Source organism: Streptococcus sp. OMI750, from assembly GCF_047463895.1.
Taxonomy (GTDB): domain Bacteria; phylum Bacillota; class Bacilli; order Lactobacillales; family Streptococcaceae; genus Streptococcus.
Map to the genome: position 1 here is coordinate 340,070 of NZ_JASHCZ010000001.1, position 21,608 is coordinate 361,677.

Annotated in this window: 21 protein-coding genes and 5 pseudogenes; 23 read left to right on the forward strand and 3 right to left on the reverse strand. The window is 38.4% G+C overall.

Annotated elements, in window-relative coordinates; translation table 11 throughout:
* Positions 1-136 precede the first annotated feature (136 nt).
* From aac(6') to QM830_RS01850, 20 genes and pseudogenes are all read left to right on the forward strand, one after another.
* Positions 137-565, forward strand: a complete 429-nt coding sequence (gene aac(6'), locus QM830_RS01755) for an aminoglycoside 6'-N-acetyltransferase (RefSeq protein ID WP_414325350.1) — start codon at positions 137-139, stop codon at positions 563-565.
* Positions 566-612: 47 nt separating this feature from the next.
* On the forward strand, positions 613-1,221 hold the full coding sequence (locus tag QM830_RS01760) for a Type 1 glutamine amidotransferase-like domain-containing protein (RefSeq protein WP_414325352.1): 609 nt from the start codon (positions 613-615) through the stop codon (positions 1,219-1,221).
* A 179-nt stretch (positions 1,222-1,400) separates the two neighbouring features.
* A complete protein-coding gene (locus tag QM830_RS01765) occupies positions 1,401-2,153 on the forward strand; it encodes a lysostaphin resistance A-like protein (RefSeq protein ID WP_414325354.1) in 753 nt (250 codons plus the stop codon).
* 88 nt (positions 2,154-2,241) lie between these two features.
* On the forward strand, positions 2,242-2,733 hold the full coding sequence (locus tag QM830_RS01770; protein WP_214260048.1) for a phosphoribosylanthranilate isomerase: 492 nt from the start codon (positions 2,242-2,244) through the stop codon (positions 2,731-2,733).
* 42 nt (positions 2,734-2,775) lie between these two features.
* A pseudogene (locus QM830_RS01775) lies at positions 2,776-2,868 on the forward strand (CPBP family intramembrane glutamate endopeptidase); the annotation flags it as partial.
* Positions 2,853-2,993 (forward strand): annotated as a pseudogene (locus QM830_RS01780) (VOC family protein); the annotation flags it as partial. The pseudogenes QM830_RS01775 and QM830_RS01780, both read left to right, overlap by 16 nt.
* A gap of 21 nt (positions 2,994-3,014) precedes the next feature.
* Positions 3,015-3,335 carry a TfoX/Sxy family protein gene (locus tag QM830_RS01785; RefSeq protein WP_414325356.1) on the forward strand — a complete coding sequence of 107 codons (321 nt, stop codon included), beginning with the start codon at positions 3,015-3,017 and terminating at the stop codon, positions 3,333-3,335.
* A 304-nt stretch (positions 3,336-3,639) separates the two neighbouring features.
* The gene (locus QM830_RS01790) at positions 3,640-4,683 is read left to right on the forward strand and encodes a DMT family transporter (protein WP_009730800.1); all 1,044 of its coding nucleotides are present in this window, start codon (positions 3,640-3,642) and stop codon (positions 4,681-4,683) included.
* 176 nt (positions 4,684-4,859) lie between these two features.
* A complete protein-coding gene (locus tag QM830_RS01795) occupies positions 4,860-5,468 on the forward strand; it encodes a Type 1 glutamine amidotransferase-like domain-containing protein (protein ID WP_414325358.1) in 609 nt (202 codons plus the stop codon).
* A gap of 106 nt (positions 5,469-5,574) precedes the next feature.
* Positions 5,575-6,453: an aminoglycoside phosphotransferase family protein gene (locus QM830_RS01800; RefSeq protein ID WP_227038549.1), complete on the forward strand. Its 879-nt coding sequence runs from the start codon at positions 5,575-5,577 to the stop codon at positions 6,451-6,453.
* A gap of 129 nt (positions 6,454-6,582) precedes the next feature.
* Positions 6,583-7,389, forward strand: a complete 807-nt coding sequence (locus QM830_RS01805; RefSeq protein WP_414325361.1) for an alpha/beta fold hydrolase — start codon at positions 6,583-6,585, stop codon at positions 7,387-7,389.
* 11 nt (positions 7,390-7,400) lie between these two features.
* Positions 7,401-8,254: pseudogene (locus QM830_RS01810) on the forward strand (ADP-ribosylglycohydrolase family protein).
* A 208-nt stretch (positions 8,255-8,462) separates the two neighbouring features.
* Positions 8,463-8,717 (forward strand): annotated as a pseudogene (locus QM830_RS01815) (hypothetical protein); the annotation flags it as partial.
* A 599-nt stretch (positions 8,718-9,316) separates the two neighbouring features.
* Positions 9,317-10,771, forward strand: a complete 1,455-nt coding sequence (locus QM830_RS01820; protein ID WP_009730806.1) for an aminotransferase class I/II-fold pyridoxal phosphate-dependent enzyme — start codon at positions 9,317-9,319, stop codon at positions 10,769-10,771.
* Complete coding sequence (speE, locus tag QM830_RS01825; protein WP_006596119.1) at positions 10,772-11,632, forward strand: polyamine aminopropyltransferase; 861 nt, start codon at positions 10,772-10,774, stop codon at positions 11,630-11,632.
* On the forward strand, positions 11,629-12,888 hold the full coding sequence (locus QM830_RS01830) for a saccharopine dehydrogenase family protein (RefSeq protein WP_414325362.1): 1,260 nt from the start codon (positions 11,629-11,631) through the stop codon (positions 12,886-12,888). The genes speE and QM830_RS01830 overlap by 4 nt, the downstream gene beginning before the upstream one ends.
* Complete coding sequence (gene nspC / locus QM830_RS01835) at positions 12,888-14,015, forward strand: carboxynorspermidine decarboxylase (protein WP_414325363.1); 1,128 nt, start codon at positions 12,888-12,890, stop codon at positions 14,013-14,015. The genes QM830_RS01830 and nspC overlap by 1 nt, the downstream gene beginning before the upstream one ends.
* The gene (gene aguA, locus QM830_RS01840) at positions 14,012-15,097 is read left to right on the forward strand and encodes an agmatine deiminase (protein WP_195563093.1); all 1,086 of its coding nucleotides are present in this window, start codon (positions 14,012-14,014) and stop codon (positions 15,095-15,097) included. The genes nspC and aguA overlap by 4 nt, the downstream gene beginning before the upstream one ends.
* 9 nt (positions 15,098-15,106) lie before the next feature.
* Positions 15,107-15,982, forward strand: coding sequence for an N-carbamoylputrescine amidase (gene aguB, locus QM830_RS01845; protein WP_049490742.1), 876 nt, complete (start codon positions 15,107-15,109; stop codon positions 15,980-15,982).
* A gap of 126 nt (positions 15,983-16,108) precedes the next feature.
* A pseudogene (locus tag QM830_RS01850) lies at positions 16,109-16,801 on the forward strand (transposase); the annotation flags it as partial.
* Positions 16,802-17,016: 215 nt separating this feature from the next.
* Here QM830_RS01850 and QM830_RS01855 read toward each other — a convergent pair.
* From QM830_RS01855 to QM830_RS01865, 3 genes are read right to left on the reverse strand one after another with little or no spacing between them, the layout of a single operon-like run.
* Positions 17,017-17,733, reverse strand: a complete 717-nt coding sequence (locus tag QM830_RS01855; RefSeq protein ID WP_414325365.1) for an ABC transporter permease — start codon at positions 17,731-17,733, stop codon at positions 17,017-17,019.
* Positions 17,730-18,545, reverse strand: a complete 816-nt coding sequence (locus tag QM830_RS01860; protein ID WP_023917889.1) for an ABC transporter ATP-binding protein — start codon at positions 18,543-18,545, stop codon at positions 17,730-17,732. Before QM830_RS01860 ends, QM830_RS01855 begins: the two co-directional genes overlap by 4 nt.
* Positions 18,542-19,345, reverse strand: coding sequence for a MerR family transcriptional regulator (locus QM830_RS01865; protein ID WP_414325367.1), 804 nt, complete (start codon positions 19,343-19,345; stop codon positions 18,542-18,544). Before QM830_RS01865 ends, QM830_RS01860 begins: the two co-directional genes overlap by 4 nt.
* Positions 19,346-19,475: 130 nt before the next feature.
* Here QM830_RS01865 and QM830_RS01870 point away from each other — a divergent pair, with 130 nt between their 5' ends.
* The 3 genes from QM830_RS01870 to QM830_RS01880 all read left to right on the forward strand — a co-directional run bounded on the left by QM830_RS01870 (position 19,476) and on the right by QM830_RS01880 (position 21,429).
* Positions 19,476-20,522, forward strand: coding sequence for a DNA/RNA non-specific endonuclease (locus QM830_RS01870; RefSeq protein WP_314369642.1), 1,047 nt, complete (start codon positions 19,476-19,478; stop codon positions 20,520-20,522).
* A gap of 119 nt (positions 20,523-20,641) precedes the next feature.
* On the forward strand, positions 20,642-20,818 hold the full coding sequence (locus tag QM830_RS01875; RefSeq protein ID WP_003017298.1) for a hypothetical protein: 177 nt from the start codon (positions 20,642-20,644) through the stop codon (positions 20,816-20,818).
* Entirely contained in the window at positions 20,818-21,429 is a 612-nt protein-coding gene (locus QM830_RS01880; RefSeq protein WP_023023568.1) for a Fic/DOC family protein, read from the forward strand. The genes QM830_RS01875 and QM830_RS01880 overlap by 1 nt, the downstream gene beginning before the upstream one ends.
* The last annotated feature ends 179 nt before the right edge of the window (positions 21,430-21,608 follow it).

The following is a 21,608-nucleotide window of genomic DNA, read 5'->3' on the forward strand; positions in this document are numbered from 1 at the left end:
CCTAGGTGCGTTGCAATACTCTTCCGATCTGAGATAGTCGAAAAGTAGAAGGTGATGGTATTGGTATCAATCAATAAGTAACAAAGTAACAGCACGATTCGAAACATTTGCCTGTAATTTGCGGAGGAACATCAATATGGATGGAATAGCAAAAGATTCTATAAAAACAGCTAAACTAATGAAACAATTATGGCCCCAATTGACCGATAAAGAAGCTATTGATGAAGTAAAAAGATATACGAATGGCAAAAATACTGCAATCTTTACTGAAGTTGAAGGTGACACAATTGTAGGTCTAGCACTATGTTCACTCAGATTTGATTATGTTGAAGGTTGTAAATATAGTCCTGTTGGATTCTTAGAAGGGATTATTGTCAACGAGGAATATCGTTTAAAGGATATTGCTAAAAATCTCTGTACAAAATGTGAGGAATGGGCGAAAAATAAAGGATGTAAGGAATTTGCAAGTGACTGTACTTTAACGAATACGGATTCTATAAGATTTCATCTCAATATTGGATTTCAGGAGGCAAATAGAATTATTCATTTTAAGAAGAAATTATAATTTCAGAACGTGGTCAAAATTTATGTATCTTTAGAAAGTGTGAAAGATTGGACGAACAAATTTTTTTGATGGGTGGAAATCCGCCGATAAAGAACCATACGATTGTTAATAAAATTGTGTCATCAAGGAAGATCGAAAGAATTGTCATTTTTACAGTTTATCGAGAAAATTGGCAACCCTATATGAAAAAGTACACGGAAGTTTTCCAAAGTCAATTTCCTAATTTAAACACTGATTACTTACTTTTGGACACTGAGCAGATTAATTTTGATAGCTATCTAGATGCTGATCTAATTATTATCGGTGGTGGAAATACGGAAAAGTATTTAGCTACTTACGTCAATCAGCAGTTCAAAAATTATATCGATCGTATGCTGAAAAAAGGGGTGAAAGTTATAGGATTTTCTGCAGGCGCCTTATTATTAGGAGAAAAGGTCTATATCTCACCTAATGATAATTCAGATCATCAGATAAAGATAAAAAATGGATTAGGACTCTTTAGTCAGTTTTTAATTAGTGTCCATTATGATTCATGGAATGATAAAGCTAATAAGGATAGAGCTGAAGAACTCGTTAATGTTCCCATAATTCCACTAAATGATCATTCCTGTCTTGTATTAGATAAACTTGGAAATATCATAGAGAAAATTGACTAGTTTTAATCATGCGAATCTGAATCTACGAAACTAAAGTATTGACGAAACGAATGATGAAAAGCCTTGATTGTAAGGCTTCTTTTGTGTTTTTGTGATAGAATATAGGTAGTTATAATCGACAGCAACTAAGAAGCAGTAAAAATATTATTCATAAAAATAATCAAGATAAGGGCGATAAAATGACAGAAATTGACAAAAAGAATTTAAAAAATTATCTTTATTGTACATTTGGAATTACTTATATAGCTTGGGGGCTTCTTGCCATCTTTACGCAATCTCATATTTTTGGATTAGAAACAATTATAGGAAGAACATTACATATAGTAGGTGCACTTGGACCAGCTATTGCAAGTGGCTTTTATTTGAAAAGGAATAATATAAAATTTAAACATTTTTTATTTAGTAAGAAAGAAAATGGTAGTATTTATTTCATTATTCATTTGTTAGCAATTTTGATACTATTTTCTGTATCTTCCTTAGAATTAAACGGAGTATCAATTTATCTGATGCCATTATTCTTTATACAACTAATTTTTTTTGGTGGTGGACATGAAGAATTAGGATGGAGAGGAATATTACAACCATTACTTGATAAAAAATATACATATTGGCAATCTAATTTGATTGTAGGATCTATTTGGGGGATTTGGCATCTTCCTTTATGGTTTATAGTTGGAGAAAGTCATCAAGGATTTCCTTTTATTTTATTTTTTGTATATACGTTATTTTTAAGTTTTGTTTTAGGGCTCCTTTACCGTCAAACGAAATCTGTAGGGTACTGTCTATTATTTCATGCGTTTGCAAATTTGTTAAATCTCTATTTTGTGTTAAAAATTAATGTTATTTTTATTATCATTTTTATTGCTTATTTAATTTATACTATATTGGCTAGTAATAGAATTAGTAAGGAAAAGAGTTTGTATCCAAAATAACTGGATATACTCTAGAAAATGAAGATGATTTTGTTCAAGGGAATAAAGTAGAAATAACGAACATTTAGATGAAAGGTTTAGAGTAAATATGAGTCTCTTATTTGAAGAATTTAAAACCATTTGTTTCCATTTAAATCGAGTCGGAATTACACCGACACTGATGGGTTCTTTGGGATTGGAGTTTAGAACGAAAGAAAATTGGGGGCCGTCTGACATTGACATTCATGTACCTGGTGACCCTAGAGGTTGGGAAGCACCTGATCATCTCAGAATTTATGACTGGGACAAGATAATGAAAGTGATGAAAGACTTAGGCTACGTCTTAATAGATATTCATGAGCATGAATTCAAAAAGGATCGAGTGAGTGTTGAATTTGGAAGTATCGATTCCTTACCTGATTTTGCAGGAGTTTCGGAATCGGATACAGAGCTTATTCACATTGAAGGCATCACTTTTCGTCTTCCAAGTCTGAAGCAGTATCTAAGTATTTACAAAGCTTCTTCTCAAGACTCCTATCGAAATGAACAAAATAACAATAAGGATTTTAAAAAGATCGAGTGGCTGGAAAAACATTTGTAAATTATCATATGAAAAGTAGTAAGTTGTAATACTGGCTGCTATGTTATTTTTATCTTCATTTTTATTGGTCATTTAATTTATACTATATTGGCTAGTAATAGAATTAGTAATGAAAAGCAGGTGGAAAAACTGTAAAAGAGCCACAGGTACTTTTCTGGGGTGGATATCACGCATATTTTTCGGATTTAGATGGATATTATTGGGAAGTTTCTTGGGGACCCAATTTTCAATTTGATGAAAATGGACTATTGAAATTTTAGTAATTAAGGGAGATAGCAAAAATGGCTTCAAGTAAAGAATATTTAGATTTCATTTTAGAACAATTGTCCGAGTTGGAAGAAATATCATATAGAGCAATGATGGGTGAGTATATAATTTATTATCGAGGGAAAATCATGGGTGGAATTTATGATGATAGATTTTTAGTGAAGCCTGTCAAATCTGTAATAGCGTATATGCCGAATGTAGAATACGAATTGCCTTATGAAGGTGCAAAGGAAATGCTATTGGTAGATGATGTTGACAACAAAGAATATTTAACCGGCTTATTTAATTCAATGTATGATGAGTTACCTGCACCAAAACCAAAGAAAAAGAAATAATAAAATCTCAGTTTATCTAGGTAATACCATTTAACGATAACCTTATGCGATCGTTAAAAAGTATGTGAATATGTTCTCGATGACTGCGCATGTTGAGTGTGTAAGTTTGTTAATAAAACGCAGTTAAACCACTCGCTTTGACATTTCAAGGCGAGAGGCTTCAAAGCTCCACTGGAGCTTTGAACTCCCCAAACCTTTTGAGTTCTAAGCGAATTCCTGTTTGGATGGAGTGATACTTTGGTTTGGATCTGGGCTGTGATATAGATGCCATGACCAGAATTAATGAAATAGAGGAGTAAAATTGATGGAGCAAAATAAGCTCAAAGCAATTATGTTTGCCTTTCTGGCAGCTGTTTTTTATGCCATAAATGTACCGATATCAAAGGTTCTTTTGCAGCATGTGGGCCCGACTACAATGGCAGCATTGTTGTATCTTGGTGCTGGGATTGGTATTGGGATGATGTCACTCTTTAATAAGAAGGACAGGGAGAAAGCTGAGAGCCTGACAAAAGCGGAACTTCCCTATATTGTCGGAATGATTGTTCTCGATATTGCTGCACCGATTTTTCTGATGCTTGGAATCAGCTATGGTTCCTCTGCCAATGCTTCGCTTCTCGGCAATTTTGAAATTGTGGCGACGACGGTCATTGCACTGATTCTCTTTAAAGAAGCTGTAACCAAAAGATTATGGGTAGCTATTGGGCTAATCACCCTGTCAAGCATCTTGCTGTCGTTTGAAGGAACAGACAGCTTTCATTTCTCTTATGGTTCTTTGCTGGTGATCATGGCTACCGTTTGCTGGGGACTTGAAAATAACTGCACTAGAGAACTATCATCAAAGAGCACCTATCAAATTGTCATGCTAAAAGGCCTATGCTCAGGTCTTGGCGCTCTGGTCATTGCTCTGATAAAAAGAGAGTCCTTTCCAGGAATCGGTTATATCGCCATTGCCTTGGCTTTAGGTTTTGTAGCCTACGGACTCAGCATTTTCATGTATGTGAGAGCCCAGAATGTTCTTGGAGCAGCTAAAACCAGTGCCTATTATGCTGTCAATCCCTTGATCGGAGCTCTCCTTGCTTTTGTATTTTTAAGTGAATCCTTATCCTGGATGTATGTGATCGCCTTGATCGTTATGGTCATTGGTTCTGCTTTAGTGGTAGTCGATACGTTTATTCGCCAACATGACCATGAACACCAGCATGCATTCACGCATAGCCATGGCGGAAGTACCCACACGCATACGGTAAGGCATTCGCATGTCCACAAGCATTATCTAACAGAAGAGAAGCACAGGCATCGTCATTCTATCGAGGAACTAGAGTGTCTAGCAGAGGAAAAAGATAGGTAAAAGCAAATAGAAGATAGGCTATTACGAGAGGCTGATAAGAAATCAGAATGAGCTGCCTTTGTTCTGAAATTCGGTAGATGCGAAGAGTTTCTGAGAGCTATCGGCAAAACTTGTATGGACAGATTAAAAGTTGGAGTACCATCTTTGCCTCGTTTTTGAGAAAGGACAAAGAAAAAATGGAAGCACAAATTTTTTTGATGGGTGGAAATCCACCGATAAAGAACCATACGATTGTTAATAGAATTGTGTCATCAAGGAAGATCGAAAGAATTGTCATTTTTACAGTTTATCGAGAAAATTGGGAACCGTATATGAAAAAGTACACGGAAGTTTTCCGAAGCCATTTTTCTAACCTAAACACTGATTACTTACTCTTGGACACTGAGCAGATTGATTTTGATAGCTATCTAGATGCTGATGTCATCATCATCGGTGGTGGAAATACGGAAAAGTATCTAGCTACTTATGTCAATCAGGAGTTCAAAAATTATATCGTTCATATGCTGAATAAAGGGGCGAAAGTTATGGGATTTTCTGCAGGAGCCCTATTATTAGGAGAAAAAGTCTATGTTTCACCTAATGATCATTCAGATCATCAGATAAAGATAAAAAATGGATTAGGACTCTTTAGTCAGTTTTTAATTAGTGTCCATTATGATTCCTGGAATGATAAAGCTAATAAGGATAGAGCTGAAGAACTCGTTCATGTTCCCATAATTCCACTAAATGATCATTCATGTCTTGTATTGGATAAACTTGGAAACATTATTGAGAAAATTGACTAGTTTTCATTATCTAAATCTTGATCTAGGTAACTAAAGTGTAGACAAACTGGATGGGTTACTAGTGAAAACTGCAAGAAGTGTTGGAAAGTGAATCGGAGAGTGCGTGATGAATTTTAGTAGTAAGATAGCCATAAATAAAGGCTGGTCAGATGATAAAAAATATTGTGTGACAGATCAAAATCAGCAAAAATATTTCTTGCGTGTTTCTGATAAGGAGAAGTTAGATTCTAAAAAATTTGAATTTGATATGATGGAGAAAGTGGCTTCTCTTGGAATTCCGATGTGTAAGCCAATTAGCATAGAACTCTGCGATGACGAAGTACATTCTTTACACGAATGGATAGACGGGAAAGATGCTCGAGAAACCATTTTAACTGTTTCGAAAGAACAACAATATACTTATGGAGTAGAAGCAGGAAGTATACTTCGAAAAATTCATTCACTTCCTGTTACAGAAGTTCGTGAAGATTGGGAGGTCTTTTATAATCGAAAAATTGATGACAAAATCTCCAAATACAAAGAATGTCCCGTTCAATATGAAAATGGTCAGATCTTTATTGATTTTTTAAATGCAAATCGAGAATTGTTAAAAGATAGACCTCAGGTTTTCCAACATGGAGATTATCATATAGGAAATTTCATGATTGGTGTAGATCGTAAAATTTATGTCATTGACTTTGATCGATTTGATCTTGGAGATCCTTGGGAGGAATTCAATCGTATTGTATGGTCTGCTCAAGTCTCTCCCTTTTTTGCGTCTGGTATGATAGATGGATATTTTGATCATAAGGTTCCGGATTTATTTTGGAAGCTTCTCGCTATCTATATTCTAAATAACATAGTTGGTGCTCTGTCATGGTCTGTACCATACGGAGTTGAAGAAATAGCAGTAATGCAACATCAAGCTAAGGAGATTTTAGAATGGTATGATGATATGAAGCAAATCATTCCTAGTTGGTATTCGAACAAGAAGAAGACTGAATAATGTAAACGTTGGAATATCAATTTGAAGAAATGTCGGGATTATTTGCTCAATTTCAAATATGTCTAACTATCTTTAAAACAGATGATTTTTATCACTACGAGTTAAAGTCCTACAGTAAGGAGTTTAAACATGAAATTCCATGAATTTGGGGATAAGAATTCACCTCCTATCTTGCTCATACACGGTGGTGGCAGTTCTTGGTGGAATTATCTTCGTCAAGCAAGGATCTTATCAGAAGAATACCGTGTTATTTTACCTACTTTGAATGGCCACGGCGAAGAATATCCACTCGATTATGTTTCTACGGAAGATTCCGCTTTGGAGATCCTAGACTATATCAAAGCAAACTGTGGTGGAAAGGTGTTTGCGATCGGTGGCGTTTCGCTTGGCGGTCAAATTGCTATGGAGCTTTTGTCCTTAGACAGCGAGATAGCTGAGAAGGCCATTATAGACGGAAGCCTCTGTATTCCTCAACCAGGGTTAGCTAAACTCAGCATCTTTCTAGTATCCCTATTTGGTAAACTGATGTTCAGTAAATTCTCTTGTAAACTCCAGTTAAGCATGATGAACAAGCTCTATCCTAAACTGGCTTATCCAGAGGAGATAAAAGCTTATTATTTGGAGGATCTGCCAAGGACGCCTATCAAAACATTAGTGACTATTTACAAAACCTATATGGGGCGTTACAAGCTGAAGGACACGATTTCTGCTAGCAAGGCGCAGGTTCTGTATATCTACGGTGAAAAAGAATTAAACTGTGTGAAAGCATCGGCTAAATTATTTCAGCAGCTCCATCCCAATACGATCCTGTATGAAGCGAAAGGCTATAACCACGGCTATTTATCAGCTTATCTGCCTCAAGAGTGGATTGATTTGATTGAGCCTTTTTTAAAGAGTGATTCATTGGAAATGTGTAATGAATCTGATATATCATAAGGAGGAATCTGATGCTAGGAGCAATAGTTGGAGATATCGTTGGTTCTGTTTATGAATGGGACAACATTAAAACGAAAGACTTTCTATTATTTCGTGAGGATTGTTTTTTCACTGATGATACGGTTATGACCTGTGCTGTTGCTGAAGCCATCATGAACGGTGGTCAGAAGGATGACTTTATTGATGCCATGAAAAAATATGGTAGGATGTATCCCGATGCAGGTTACGGTGCAAGATTTGGGAATTGGGTTGATGGCGACGATCGAGAACCTTATAATAGCTTTGGCAATGGCTTAGCAATGCGTGTTTCTCCATGTGCCTGGACCATGGATTGTAGTTTCTGTGCACGAACGGGAGCCTGGCCGTCCAGAAGAGCAGTTGCACGACTTTCTGCAGAGGTGACTCATAACCATCCAGAGGGGGTCAAAGGAGCTATGGCGACGTCTGATGCTATCTTTATGTGTCGTTATTACTTTGGAGGTTACAGTGGCGACTATGGAAAACCGATCAACGATAATCCTACAGAGTGAAGAGACTCATCAAGGAACACATAGAACAAGAGTATGGATATAATCTTTCTCAAACACTAGATGAAATTCGTCCTACTTATCGTTTTAATGAAACTTGCCAGAATACGGTACCTCAGGCCATCATTGCCTTTCTTGAAAGTACAGATTTTGAAGATGCTATTCGAAATGCGATTTCTCTTGGTGGGGATAGTGATACTCTTGCTGCTATCACAGGAAGTATCGCCGAAGCAGCTTATGGAATCCCTGATTGGATAAAAGACAAGGCCTATAGCTATCTCGATGAGCCTTTGAAAGATGTGCTCAGACGATGGGAAGAAACGGTTGTAATAAAATAATAGATAGGCGTTATGCGGACCGATACTGAATGACGGAGGGTTATCGATGGTTATATTGGAATTGTATCAAGGTGATTATAAAAAAGATTTAGTCGTGTTTGATTCTTTAGAAGAGGGAAGAGCCTTTGTAGCGCAAATCCCGGAATATACTTTAGAAAAAGAAGATAGTTTTGATGTGGAGTATTTTAATCCAAAAAATCTACCGGCTATCACTTTGAAATCGGATGAACTCGACTTGACTAGTCGACTTGATGTTCCACGTGTTCAAGAAACTTTCAAAAAGCATCTATGGTCAATCCCACCATCAAATACAAGTGATGTCACTCAATTATGGTATGGATTACAGTGGTCAAGTAACAGTGACTCTCTATTTTGGAATGAGTATTATAGTCTTATCCGTCTAGATGAAAATTATTTGATGACTGATTTTAAACTAGCTGCCAAAGTAGCGCGTGATGAGTAAATACGATTTTGAATAGTTGAATTTGCTTAAGCCTATCTAAAGGAATTAATTTATTTAGTTCGTTTTTTTGTTTTTGATTTAAATTTAAAACGATTTCTATTTCTGGGTTGAATAAATTACACGAACTAAATATTAAATGGTTTTAAAAAAAGTTCGAAAAATACTTTACAAGTCTCTGAAAACATGATATATTGATGAAGCTTAGAAAATGAGATGATGTTTTCTAGCAAATATAAACCCGAGTAAAAAATGCCTACGGACAGGCAGGGTTGAATGCCGAAGCGTGGTTGAAAAGCCACATTATTGATAGGGTTAAAAGCCTACTTTTATAAGTTGATGTTAGGACATTAGTTCTAATTCGTATACATTTGTTAGTGTGGTGAAAGCACACGTCATCTTGTGAAACGATCAATAAAGTACGTAATATTTGCTACTAGAGAGTTAGGAAACATCAGGAACAGACATACTCAAAAGAAACAAGCATAAACACGTCAGTAGATTGTAGAGCAGGTGCCAACCTGCTCTTTTTTCATAAGTTTCCTATAACACCTGATTTTAGCTCAGGTGTAGAAAATAAAGTAAAGGAGTATGTCTTCATAATGTTAAATCAGAACCAAGCTCCCATTTATGAGGGGTTAGTTAAGTTACGAAAGAAAAGGATTGTTCCTTTCGATGTACCAGGTCATAAGCGTGGCCGTGGGAATCCAGAGTTAGTTGAACTTTTAGGGGAAAAATGCGTTGGTATTGATGTCAATTCTATGAAGCCCTTGGATAATCTTGGGCATCCTATTTCGATTATCAGAGATGCAGAAGAGCTAGCAGCAGAGGCTTTTGGAGCTGCCCATGCCTTTTTAATGATTGGCGGGACAACCTCATCCGTGCAAACCATGATTCTTTCCACCTGTAAAGCAGGTGATAAAATCATCCTACCACGAAATGTCCATAAATCAGCCATCAATGCACTCGTTTTATGTGGAGCTATTCCCATCTATATCGAGATGAGTGTGGATCCCAAAATCGGTATTGCTTTGGGGCTTGAAAATGATCGTGTGGCACAAGCTATTAAGGACCATCCGGATGCCAAGGCTATCTTAATCAACAATCCTACCTACTATGGGATTTGTTCAGACTTAAAGGGGCTAACAGAGATGGCCCACGCTGCAGGAATGAAAGTCTTAGTAGACGAGGCACATGGTGCTCATCTCCACTTTACAGATAAACTTCCTCTATCTGCTATGGACGCTGGAGCAGATATGTCAGCCGTATCTATGCATAAGTCTGGTGGCAGCTTGACTCAAAGTTCGCTTCTTTTAGTTGGCGATCAGATGAATCCTGAGTACGTGCGTCAAATCATTAACCTGACCCAATCAACATCAGCATCCTATTTGTTAATGTCTAGTTTGGATATTTCACGCCGCAATTTGGCCCTTCGTGGTAAAGAGTCATTTGAGAAGGTCATTGAGCTATCTGAGTACGCTCGTCGTGAAATCAATGCCATCGGTGGCTACTATGCCTACTCAAAAGAGCTAGTAGATGGTGTATCGGTTTGTGATTTTGATGTAACCAAGCTGTCAGTTTACACTCAGGGTATTGGTCTAACAGGGATTGAAGTTTATGATCTCTTACGGGATGAATATGACATTCAAATTGAGTTTGGTGATATCGGCAATATCTTGGCCTACATTTCAATTGGTGACCGCATTCAAGACATTGAACGCTTGGTAGGTGCTTTGGCTGATATCAAGAGACTCTACTCACGAGATGGGAAGGACTTGATCGCTGGCGAATATATCCAACCAGAGTTGGTGCTATCTCCACAGGAAGCCTTCTACTCAGAGAGAAGAAGCTTAACCTTGGACGAGTCCGTTGGACAAGTCTGTGGGGAATTTGTCATGTGTTACCCTCCTGGGATTCCTATCCTAGCACCTGGTGAACGAATTACACAAGGTCTTGTCGATTATATCCAATTCGCAAAAGAACGTGGTTGTTCGCTCCAAGGAACGGAAGATCCAGAGGTCAATCATATCAACGTTATTAAGAGAAAGGAGAACTAGATGGATTTATGGTTTTCTGAAGTTCATACTCCAGATGTGAAATTATCATTGAGAACTGCCAAACAACTCTACGCTGGAAAAAGTGAATGGCAGGATATAGAAGTATTAGATACACCAGCTTTTGGGAAAATACTGATTTTAAATGGGCACGTCTTGTTCTCGGATGCAGATGATTTTGTCTACAACGAAATGACCGTCCACGTTCCTATGGCTGTTCATCCCAATCCAAAGAAAGTCTTGGTTATTGGGGGCGGTGACGGTGGTGTTGCCCAAGTATTAACACTCTATCCAGAATTGGAACAAATCGATATCGTGGAACCAGATGAGATGCTGGTTGAGGTTTGTCGAGAATATTTTCCAGATTTTGCTGCTGGGCTAGATGATCCTCGTGTTACTATTTACTACCAAAATGGACTAAGGTTTTTGAGAAACTGTGAAAATGATTACGACATTATCATTAACGATGCGACCGATCCATTTGGCCATACGGAAGGGCTCTTTACCAAGGAATTTTACGGCAATAGTTACAGAGCCTTGAAAGAGGACGGAATCATGATTTATCAGCATGGTAGTCCCTTCTTTGACGAAGATGAGTCAGCTTGTCGAAGCATGCACCGTAAGGTTAATCAAGCCTTTCCAATCAGTCGAGTTTATCAGGCACATATCCCTACCAGTCCTGCAGGCTATTGGTTATTTGGGTTTGCATCTAAAAAATACCACCCTGTCAAAGATTTTGACAAGGAAGGTTGGAAAAAACGCCAGCTTTTCACAGAATACTACACTGCAAACCTACATATTGGTGCCTTTATGTTGCCTAAGTATGTAGAAGACATTTTAGAAGAAGAGGAAGGAAGAAAATGAGTCGTTTATTAGTTATCGGATGTGGGGGCGTTGCCCAGGTTGCTATTTCAAAGATTTGTCAAGACAGCGAAACTTTTAAAGAGATTATGATTGCAAGCCGTACCAAGTCAAAATGTGATGACTTGAAGGCTAAATTAGAAGGCAAAACAAATACTAAGATTGAGACAGCTGCTCTTGATGCTGACAAGGTAGAAGAAGTGATTGCCTTGATTGAAAGCTACAAACCACAAGCTGTTTTGAACGTAGCTCTACCATACCAAGATTTGACTATTATGGATGCTTGTTTGGCAACAGGTGTCCACTATATCGATACTGCCAACTATGAGGCTGAGGACACAGAAGACCCTGAATGGCGTGCTATTTATGAGAAACGTTGTAAGGAACTTGGTTTTACAGCTTACTTTGACTACTCATGGCAATGGGCTTACCAAGAGAAATTCAAGGAAGCAGGTCTGACTGCCTTGCTTGGATCTGGTTTTGATCCAGGGGTAACCAGCGTCTTTTCAGCTTATGCACTCAAACATTACTTTGACGAAATCCACTATATCGATATTTTAGACTGTAATGGTGGTGACCACGGTTATCCATTTGCGACAAACTTTAACCCAGAAATCAATCTACGTGAGGTTTCTGCACCAGGTTCTTACTGGGAAGATGGAAAATGGGTAGAAGTCGAAGCCATGTCTATCAAACGTGAGTATGATTTCCCTCAAGTTGGTCAAAAAGACATGTATCTCCTCCACCATGAAGAAATCGAATCATTAGCAAAGAACATTCCAGGTGTTAAACGAATTCGCTTCTTTATGACTTTTGGTCAATCTTATCTAACTCACATGAAATGCTTGGAAAACGTTGGTCTCCTTCGTACAGATGCAATTAATTTTAACGGACAAGAAATCGTACCAATCCAATTCTTGAAAGCCTTGCTTCCAGATCCTGCCAGCCTTGGCCCACGTACTGTTGGTAAAACTAATATTGGATGTATCTTTACAGGTGTCAAAGATGGCGTTGAAAAGACCATCTACATCTACAATGTTTGCGACCATCAAGAATGTTACGCAGAAGTTGGTTCACAAGCCATTTCTTACACAACAGGTGTTCCAGCCATGATTGGGACAAAATTAGTGATGGATGGTACTTGGAAACAACCAGGAGTTTATAACCTTGAAGAATTGGATCCAGACCCATTCATGGAAGCTTTGAATAAATTCGGTTTACCATGGGTTGTGCTTGAAAATCCACAAATGGTGGACTAATGAAATTAGAACAAGTACCAACGCCTTCTTATATCATTGACTTAGGAAAATTAGAAGAGAATTGCCGCATTTTACAAGAGGTTCAAGAAAAAACTGGCTGTAAGGTTCTACTGGCTCAAAAGGCTTATTCCCTCTATAAAACCTATCCTTTGATTAGTCAGTATCTGTCAGGTACGACGGCTAGTGGACTCTATGAGGCTAAGTTAGCTAGAGAAGAGTTCCCTGGGGAAGTCCATGTTTTTGCGCCAGCTTTCAAGGAATCAGATATGGAAGAGTTGCTTAAAATATCTGATCATATTGTCTTTAACTCAGAGAGACAATTACGAAAATATGGTCAACGTTGTCGTGAAGCTGGTATCAGTGTCGGTCTACGCCTCAATCCTCAATGTTCAACACAGGGTGACCACGCGCTTTATGATCCTTGTGCTCCTGGCTCTCGTTTTGGAGTGACTTCAGACAAGATACCTAGTGATTTGCTGGACTTGGTTGACGGGCTTCATTTTCATACTCTTTGTGAGCAGGGGGCAGATGATTTAGAGACAACCTTGAAAGCAGTAGAAGAGCAGTTTGGAGCCTATTTGCATCAAGTTAAATGGCTCAATATGGGGGGTGGTCATCATATTACGAGAGATGACTATGATGTGGACTTACTGATTTCTGAGATTAAACGCATTCGAGAAACTTATAACCTTGACATCTATATCGAGCCAGGAGAAGCTATTGCCCTTAATGCGGGCTATCTAGCGACAGAAGTCTTAGATATTGTTGAAAACGGGATTGAGACCTTGGTGTTAGATGCTTCAGCAAGCTGCCATATGCCAGATGTTCTTGAGATGCCTTATCGGCCTCCATTGAGAGATGGTTTTGAAGCGCAAGAAAAACCTTATACTTATAGACTCTCTTCAAATACTTGTCTTACAGGGGATATCATTGGGGATTACAGCTTTGAAAAACCGATTGAAATCGGTGATCGCCTCTATTTTGAAGACATGGCTATTTACTCCTTTGTCAAAAATAATACCTTTAACGGCATTGGGCTTCCAAGTTTGTATCTCATGGATAAAGAGGGTGAGTGCAGTCTAGTCAAAGCATTTGGCTACCAAGACTTTAAGGAGAGATTATCATGATGGACAGCCCAAAGAAATTAGGTTATCGGATGCCTGCAGAGTATGAACCCCATCATGGGACTCTCATGATATGGCCTACTCGACCAGGGTCTTGGCCTTTTCAAGGAAAGGCTGCAAAAAAAGCTTTTAGCCAGATTATCAAAACTATTGCTCAGGGGGAAACAGTCTACCTTTTGGTTGAGGAGGACTATCTATCTGAAGCGCAATCCTATCTAGGAGACCAGGTTGTTTATTTAGATATTCCGACAAATGATGCCTGGGCTCGTGATACAGGTCCGACCATTCTTCTTAATGATAAAAGGGAAAAGATGGTGGTAGATTGGTCTTTCAATGCCTGGGGTGGTGCTGTTGATGGTCTCTACCAAGACTATGAAGCAGATGACCAAGTAGCTAGTCGTTTTGCTGAGGAGTTGGAAATACCTGTTTACGATGCCAAACCTTTTGTACTGGAAGGTGGAGCTATACATAGTGACGGTCAAGGAACTATTCTCGTAACTGAAAGTTGCTTGCTTAGTCCTGGTCGTAATCCTCACCTGACTAAAGAGGAGATTGAAAAGATCTTACTAGAGAGCCTTGGTGCCGAAAAAGTTATTTGGTTGTCTTACGGTATTTATCAAGACGAGACAAATGAACACGTCGATAATGTTGCTGCCTTTGTTGGTCCTGCTGAGGTTGTTTTAGCTTGGACAGACGACCAAGATGATCCTCAGTATGCCATGTCTGCAGCAGATCTAGCTCTTTTAGAGAAGGAAACCGATGCAAAAGGTCGAAGTTTCACTATTCATAAACTTCCAATCCCAGCTATTCATCAAGTAGTGACGGAAGATGATTTGCCGGGCTATACTTATGAAGAAGGTGAAGAAGAACGCTATGCAGGTGAACGTTTAGCAGCTTCCTATGTGAATTTTTACATTGCTAATAAGTCTGTATTAGTGCCACAATTTCAGGATGTAAACGACCAAGTAGCCTTGAATATCCTGAGCCAGTGTTTCCCAGACCGTGAAGTTGTCGGAATTCCTGCAAGAGATATTCTTTTAGGTGGTGGAAATATCCACTGTATTACCCAACAAATTCCAGAATAGGAGAAAAAGATGAGAAATGTAACGGTTGCAGCTATTCAGATGCAATGCGCTAAGGATGTGGAAACCAATATCCAAACAGCTGAACGCTTAGTTCGACAAGCTGCAGACAAAGGAGCCCAAATTATTCTCTTGCCTGAATTATTTGAACGTCCCTATTTCTGTCAGGAACGTCAGTATGACTACTACCAGTATGCCCAGTCGGTGACAGAAAATACGGCTATTCAGCATTTTAAAGTGATTGCCAAGGAACTAAAGGTCGTTTTACCGATCAGTTTCTATGAAAAAGATGGTAATGTATTATACAATTCCATTGCTGTCATTGATGCAGATGGAGAAGTACTAGGCGTTTATCGGAAGACACACATACCAGATGACCATTATTATCAAGAAAAATTCTTCTTTACTCCTGGAAACACAGGTTTCAAGGTCTGGGATACTCGCTATGCCAAGATTGGTATTGGCATTTGTTGGGATCAGTGGTTCCCAGAAACAGCCCGTTGCCTGGCACTAAATGGCGCAGAATTGCTCTTTTATCCAACAGCCATTGGTTCAGAGCCTATTTTGGATACAGATAGTTGTGGTCATTGGCAACGTACCATGCAAGGACACGCAGCAGCAAATATTGTGCCAGTTATTGCAGCCAATCGTTATGGTTTAGAAGAAGTCACTCCTTGTGAGGAAAATGGGGGGCAAAGTTCTAGTCTTAATTTCTACGGTTCATCCTTTATGACTGATGAAACAGGAGCTATTTTAAGTCAAGCAGAACGACAAGGCGAAGCTATCTTGTTAACTACTTATGACCTTAGCAAGGGAGCGAATGAGCGCCTGAATTGGGGTCTCTTTAGAGACAGAAGACCAGATATGTATAAAGATATTGTCAGATGAAAAAGCCTATCGTAGGCTTTTCTTTTTGGAAAGTCGTATAATAGAGGTAAGAAGAGTTGTGAGGTGTTCCCTATGTTTCACTAAGAAAAACCTGATTATAATCGCAAGCAATATGGTTTCTATACAATAGACGAATTGGTCCCAAAAGATCACTTTCTTCGACAAGTAGATTCAAAGGTTGATTTTGACTTTATTTATGACTTGGTAGAAGATACCTATAGTCCAAATAACGGTCGTCCTAGTCTTGATCCCGTCATGTTAGTCAAAATTCCTTTAATCAAATGTTTTTATGGTATTCGTTCCATGCGCCAAACCATGAAAGAGATTGAAGTAAACGTGGCCTATCGCTGGTTTCTTGGACTAACTTTAGATGATAAGGTCCCTCATTTTACTACCTATGGAAAGAATTACAACCGTCGTTTTCAAGATAAAGAACTCATTTCTGAGATTTTTTCCCAAGTTCTCAACCATGCTTTGTATGCTGGCTTAATTGATCCTTCTGAAATATTTGTGGATGGTACCCATGTCAAAGCGGCAGCTAATAGTCACAAGTATCGTAAGGAAATGGTAGACCAACAAGCTAAATTTATGAGTGAACAATTGGAAGTTGAGATTGATTTAGATAGGAAAAAACACGAAAAAAAGTCCTTAAAGCCCGCAAAAGAAAGTGAGGCTAAGGAAAAGAAAATCTCAACGACGGATCCCGAGTGTGGTTGGTTTCACAAGGCCGAACATAAGGAGTTATTTGCCTATTCTGCTCAAGTTGCTTGTGATAAGCATGGTTGGTCCTTAGCTTATACGGTTGAAGCAGGAAATGTGTAATGAATCTGATATGCCATAATTGACTCTAACATTTTAGGCAGCGATAGTGATATTCTTACTGCAACCACTAGGACCATTGTACTGTCCTGCATGAAAAAATGACATAGAGTAAACTAGATAAAAACTACTGAAAAACAGCAAAGCGACGGGATAAGTAACAATCTCGTCGCTTTTGCTTAAAAGTTAATGTTGCTATTGATTTATTCAGGCACCTAGTTAGATTTTTGCTGATTCAAGAGGAGGATACAAGTCATTACTGAGATACAGGATACAAGAATCAGATACCAAAGATTTTCAAGACCAAAACCATGATCTAGCATCAAGCGGTATCCCCAAGAAGCGGGGAAAAGACGCCCGATTGCTTGAAGAAAATCAGGTAGTAAGTTGCTACGAAACATGATTCCTGAGAGCATAATTGATGGTAAAAAGATAAGTTGTGCTATCATAGTCAGCTTTGCTTGATTATTAACAGTAAGGCCCAGTATACTTCCGATACTCAACGATACAAAAATGTAGATGGCAAGCGCGAGAAAGAATAAGGGAAATTGACTTGGTAGACTTGCTTTAAATAAAATTGGAGCAAGTAGTAGGATCACTATGCAAGTCATTATCAAATGAACAAAGGCAGAGAGAACTATGGTCACCAATCCTAAATGAATAGGCACACCATTTGCTTTATAAATCTTTTTTATGTCGCTTCCGTATGTTTCAATCAAGGAAGGCGGTAAACCGAGAAAGGCTCCCATTGAAACACTCATGACAATCATTGACTGTATAAGTGTGCTACCCATTTCAGGCATAACGGAAGTAAAAATACCACCCATGAGAAGAAAGAAAATAATCGGTACAATATAGTAAGTAACCAAGAGAGACTTACTTCGTATGTCCAATTTCCACTGTAATGTTAGGCTATATAAAAAACCATTCATTCCAAACCCCTCCTTGCCATTTCAATGAAATGCTGCTCCAGTGTGCCACGATCAACCTTGATATCCAATATCTGGATATTTTTCTGTTTGCATTCTTCCAATAATGAAATTAAGCTATCCTCGATCGTATCTGTTTCAAAAGATTCCTCTCCGTCCCGGGTCTTTAAATGGATGAAATATTTTCTTCCCAACCTGTCTGTCAGTTCTGAAGGAGTACCACAAAAGACAATCTTTCCACTATTCAAAATAGCAATGCGGTCACATAGGGTTTCAACTTCGGCCATATCGTGGCTTGCCAAGACGATTGTCTTTTCCTGTGATTTGAGCTTTCGGATTTGTTCATGGAGAGATAGTCGTCCTTCAACATCAAGTCCCGCTGTCGGTTCATCGAGAAAAATAATATCCGGGTTACTGATAAGTGCAAGAGCAAGATGTAATCTCCTTTTTTGACCGGTGGATAATTCTATGTATTGCGACTGTTCAATTTCTTTTATTCCAAGGGCCTTTAGCATAGCATCATCAATGTATGTATGATTCCATTTTGCAAAGAGCTTTATGGCTTCCATTGGTTTGATGTGGACGGGTAGAGAGGAGAACTGTAGTTGAATTCCGGTTTTCCCATTTACAACTATAGTGCCTTCGTCATATTTTCTCAGACCTTCGATACATTCAAGCGTTGTTGTTTTACCAGCTCCGTTCACTCCGAGCAGAGCAAAGATTTCTCCTTGTTTGATTTGAAAATCGAGACCACTAAGAACCATATTGCTACCATAACTTTTCTTTAATCCAGAAACCTCTATTGCGTTTTTCATGGTTCTACCTCCTCAAAAGGATTTGTTCCAAGCCTTGAAAAATAGACTTGTAGGGCGGGTCCTATATAATCATTGACGATTTTTTGCTTTTCTTCCCAAGCGTTTGAGGCGGTATCAATAGTACCAACTTCCATCAACTTAGGAAGCATGCTCATATCACCATTTGTAAACTCCATAATCAAGCCCCAGTATTCTTTCACAACCTGTTGGCTTTGTTCGCTTTCGGCTGGTATGTTTTCTTTTTGAAGCTCTACGATTTGATTACTTAGGCGGTTCAATCTGTCCATAAAGTCTAGTCCGCTTTTCTTGTCAAATCGACTGCGTATCTGGTCGAGCGTATCATCATCAAAGCGCTTGATAAGAGAGTAGGAGTCATTCTTCATCTGTAGATTGACGATGATGTCTGCATACTTCTTAAAATTGACCGTCTGTATTTGTAAAACTTCTACCTTTAGCTGCTCTATTGCGACTAAAGAATCCTTAAGTTGTTCAATATTTTTACGAATAGTATCTGCTTGCTCTGTAAGAGCATTGGCAACATCATCAGGTGTTTTCAAAGAGATCAAACGCCCCTTTATATCCTTGAGAGAAAAACCTAATGATTTTAAAGACAATATCTGATGGAGTAACACTAAGTCTTTATCGGTATAGAGCCTGCGACCACCCTCACTTTCTGCCGATGGGGAAAGCACCCCTTCTTTATCATAATATTGTAGAGTACGGACAGTAACGTTCATTTTCTTAGCAAGTTCCCCAACCGTCATAAATCCTTCCGGAATTGCTCTGTATTTAGTCATCATTACCCACCTCCTCATACTTATTATACATCGTTACGTAAGGTCATGAACAAGAGTTTTTGAAAAAATAAATTTTTTGTAACCGCTTTTTTCTGCTATAATATCACTAGATAGAAATGTGGGAGTTTCAATCATGGTTACAAAACGGTTTTTGAAAAATGTTATTGTTGCGATAGTCTCGGTTTTTATGTCCTTGGTCGTTGTTCAAGGGGCTCAAGCTCAGCAAACTGGACTCGATTACCAAAGTCTTCATCTACTGCCTTTTAATAGCAATAAGCAGCTTGTACTGGGGGATTTTGATCATTTGGGTCGGGCGACTTCGGCTCATATTCAGCTGCAGGACAAGGATGAGCCAAAGAAAAAAAGAGAACCACGGCTCAGCTATAATCCGGTTGGCTGGCACAATTATAAGATCGCTTATGGAAACAAGGGAAAGAAGGCCTGGTTGTTCCACAGAGGGCATTTGATTGGCTATCAGTTTAGCGGTCTGACCAATGAAGGGAAAAATCTGGTTCCTCTAACTGCCTGGACCAATACGGGGAATTATAAAGGAACAGCGGATAGCAATGTGGAGGGCATGCTATACTACGAGAAACGACTCGATAGCTGGCTGGCTACCCACCCAAATTACTGGTTAGACTATAAGGTGACTCCGGTCTATACTGGAGATGAATTAATTCCTCGGCAGGTGACCTTGCAATATGTAGGAATTGATCGAGATGGCAACCTTCTACCCATCAATTTAAGTAGTCCCAAAGAGTCAGTAGATGCTTATGGGATTACCACTGTTACCTTGGACAACTACTCTAAGAATGCAACCATTGACTATCTGAAGGGGACTGTCAAGCCATCTTTAGTGCCGACAGAACCTAGTAGTCAACCTCAACCTGCTAGTCCTTCTGTAGAGACGCAACCAAGTCAAGCCCCTCAACCGAGTCAGCCAGCAGTGCCTGCACAGCCAGTTCAACCTGTAGAGCCAGTTCAGGCAGTCCAACCTGTCGAGCCTGCAGAACCAACTCCTCAACTAGCGCCAGTTGTTTATGTGGCCAGAAATGGGAGTGCGGATGTTTATTGGTATTCTTTGGACAGTATGCCTCGCAATACTAATTTTTCTAAGGTTGTTCAAATGTCAGAAGAGCAAGCGCTAAATCTTGGAAAGCGGCATACAAGTAAGGAATGAGTAAAAGTTATTTTGATAATGAGAAAGCCCAATTGTTGGGCTTTTTGTGTAGGGTAAGTACTAAATAGGAGAACTAAAATGATTGAAAATATGCTATAATAATAGGACGGAGGTAGAATATGACATTAGATGTAGATAAAGAAAAAATGATGATTATGGGTGTGATTTTTGACAACAAAAAGGTTTTTAAGAGCGTCTGGTTTGCTCTGAGCACCAATATGATTGAAGGATGGCATCCCACGGTAGAAGACGTGGAGCGACTGAGAGAAGAGGCAGTTGCATTAGGAGTTGGATAATGGTCAGAAAAATATATGATGGGTATGATTATATAGACCCTGATAATTTATACACCTATCCCCATTCATCTGTTCTCATAAATAAATTTAATGAGAAAAATGATAATAAAGCACGAGAATTAGAATATCGTTTAGTAGCAAGCCAAAGTTTAAAACTGTTTATTAATCCAATTGAAGTAAATACTGTTTCAGATATTTTAAAGATTCATAAGTTTCTTTTTGAAGGAATGTATACTTGGGCAGGTCAATACCGTCAAGTAAATATCTCTAAAAGTGGAAATGCTTTTATGCCAGTTCAATCTTTTGATATGGCAGAAAAATTTTTAAATACTTTGCTTTCAAACTATTTACTTAACGCAAATAATAAAATTGAGATTTGTAAAAGTTTAGCTGAGATATTAGATAATCTAAATTATTTTCACCCATTTCGAGAAGGAAATGGTCGTACTCAACGAGAAGTTATCCGTTCTTTAGCTTTGATGAAAGGCTATGAATGTGAAATTTCAATTGGTTTAGATGATGATATCTATCACTTATATATGGATGGAACAGTTTATGGAGATACTAGTAAGCTCGAACAACTGTTCAATAAACTATTAACAGAAATATAGATCTGTAGTATATTTTAGTAGGAAACAGTATAAAGTGATGCTTATAAGGTAAAGTCATTGCTTCAACAAAAATCTTTAAGCCCAATCGCTGGGCTTTTTGTGTGAATTACAATCTTATAAAGTTAGTAGTCTAAAATTATCTCTCTCAACATATTGCAAACCTTTTCATAAAGTTGTAT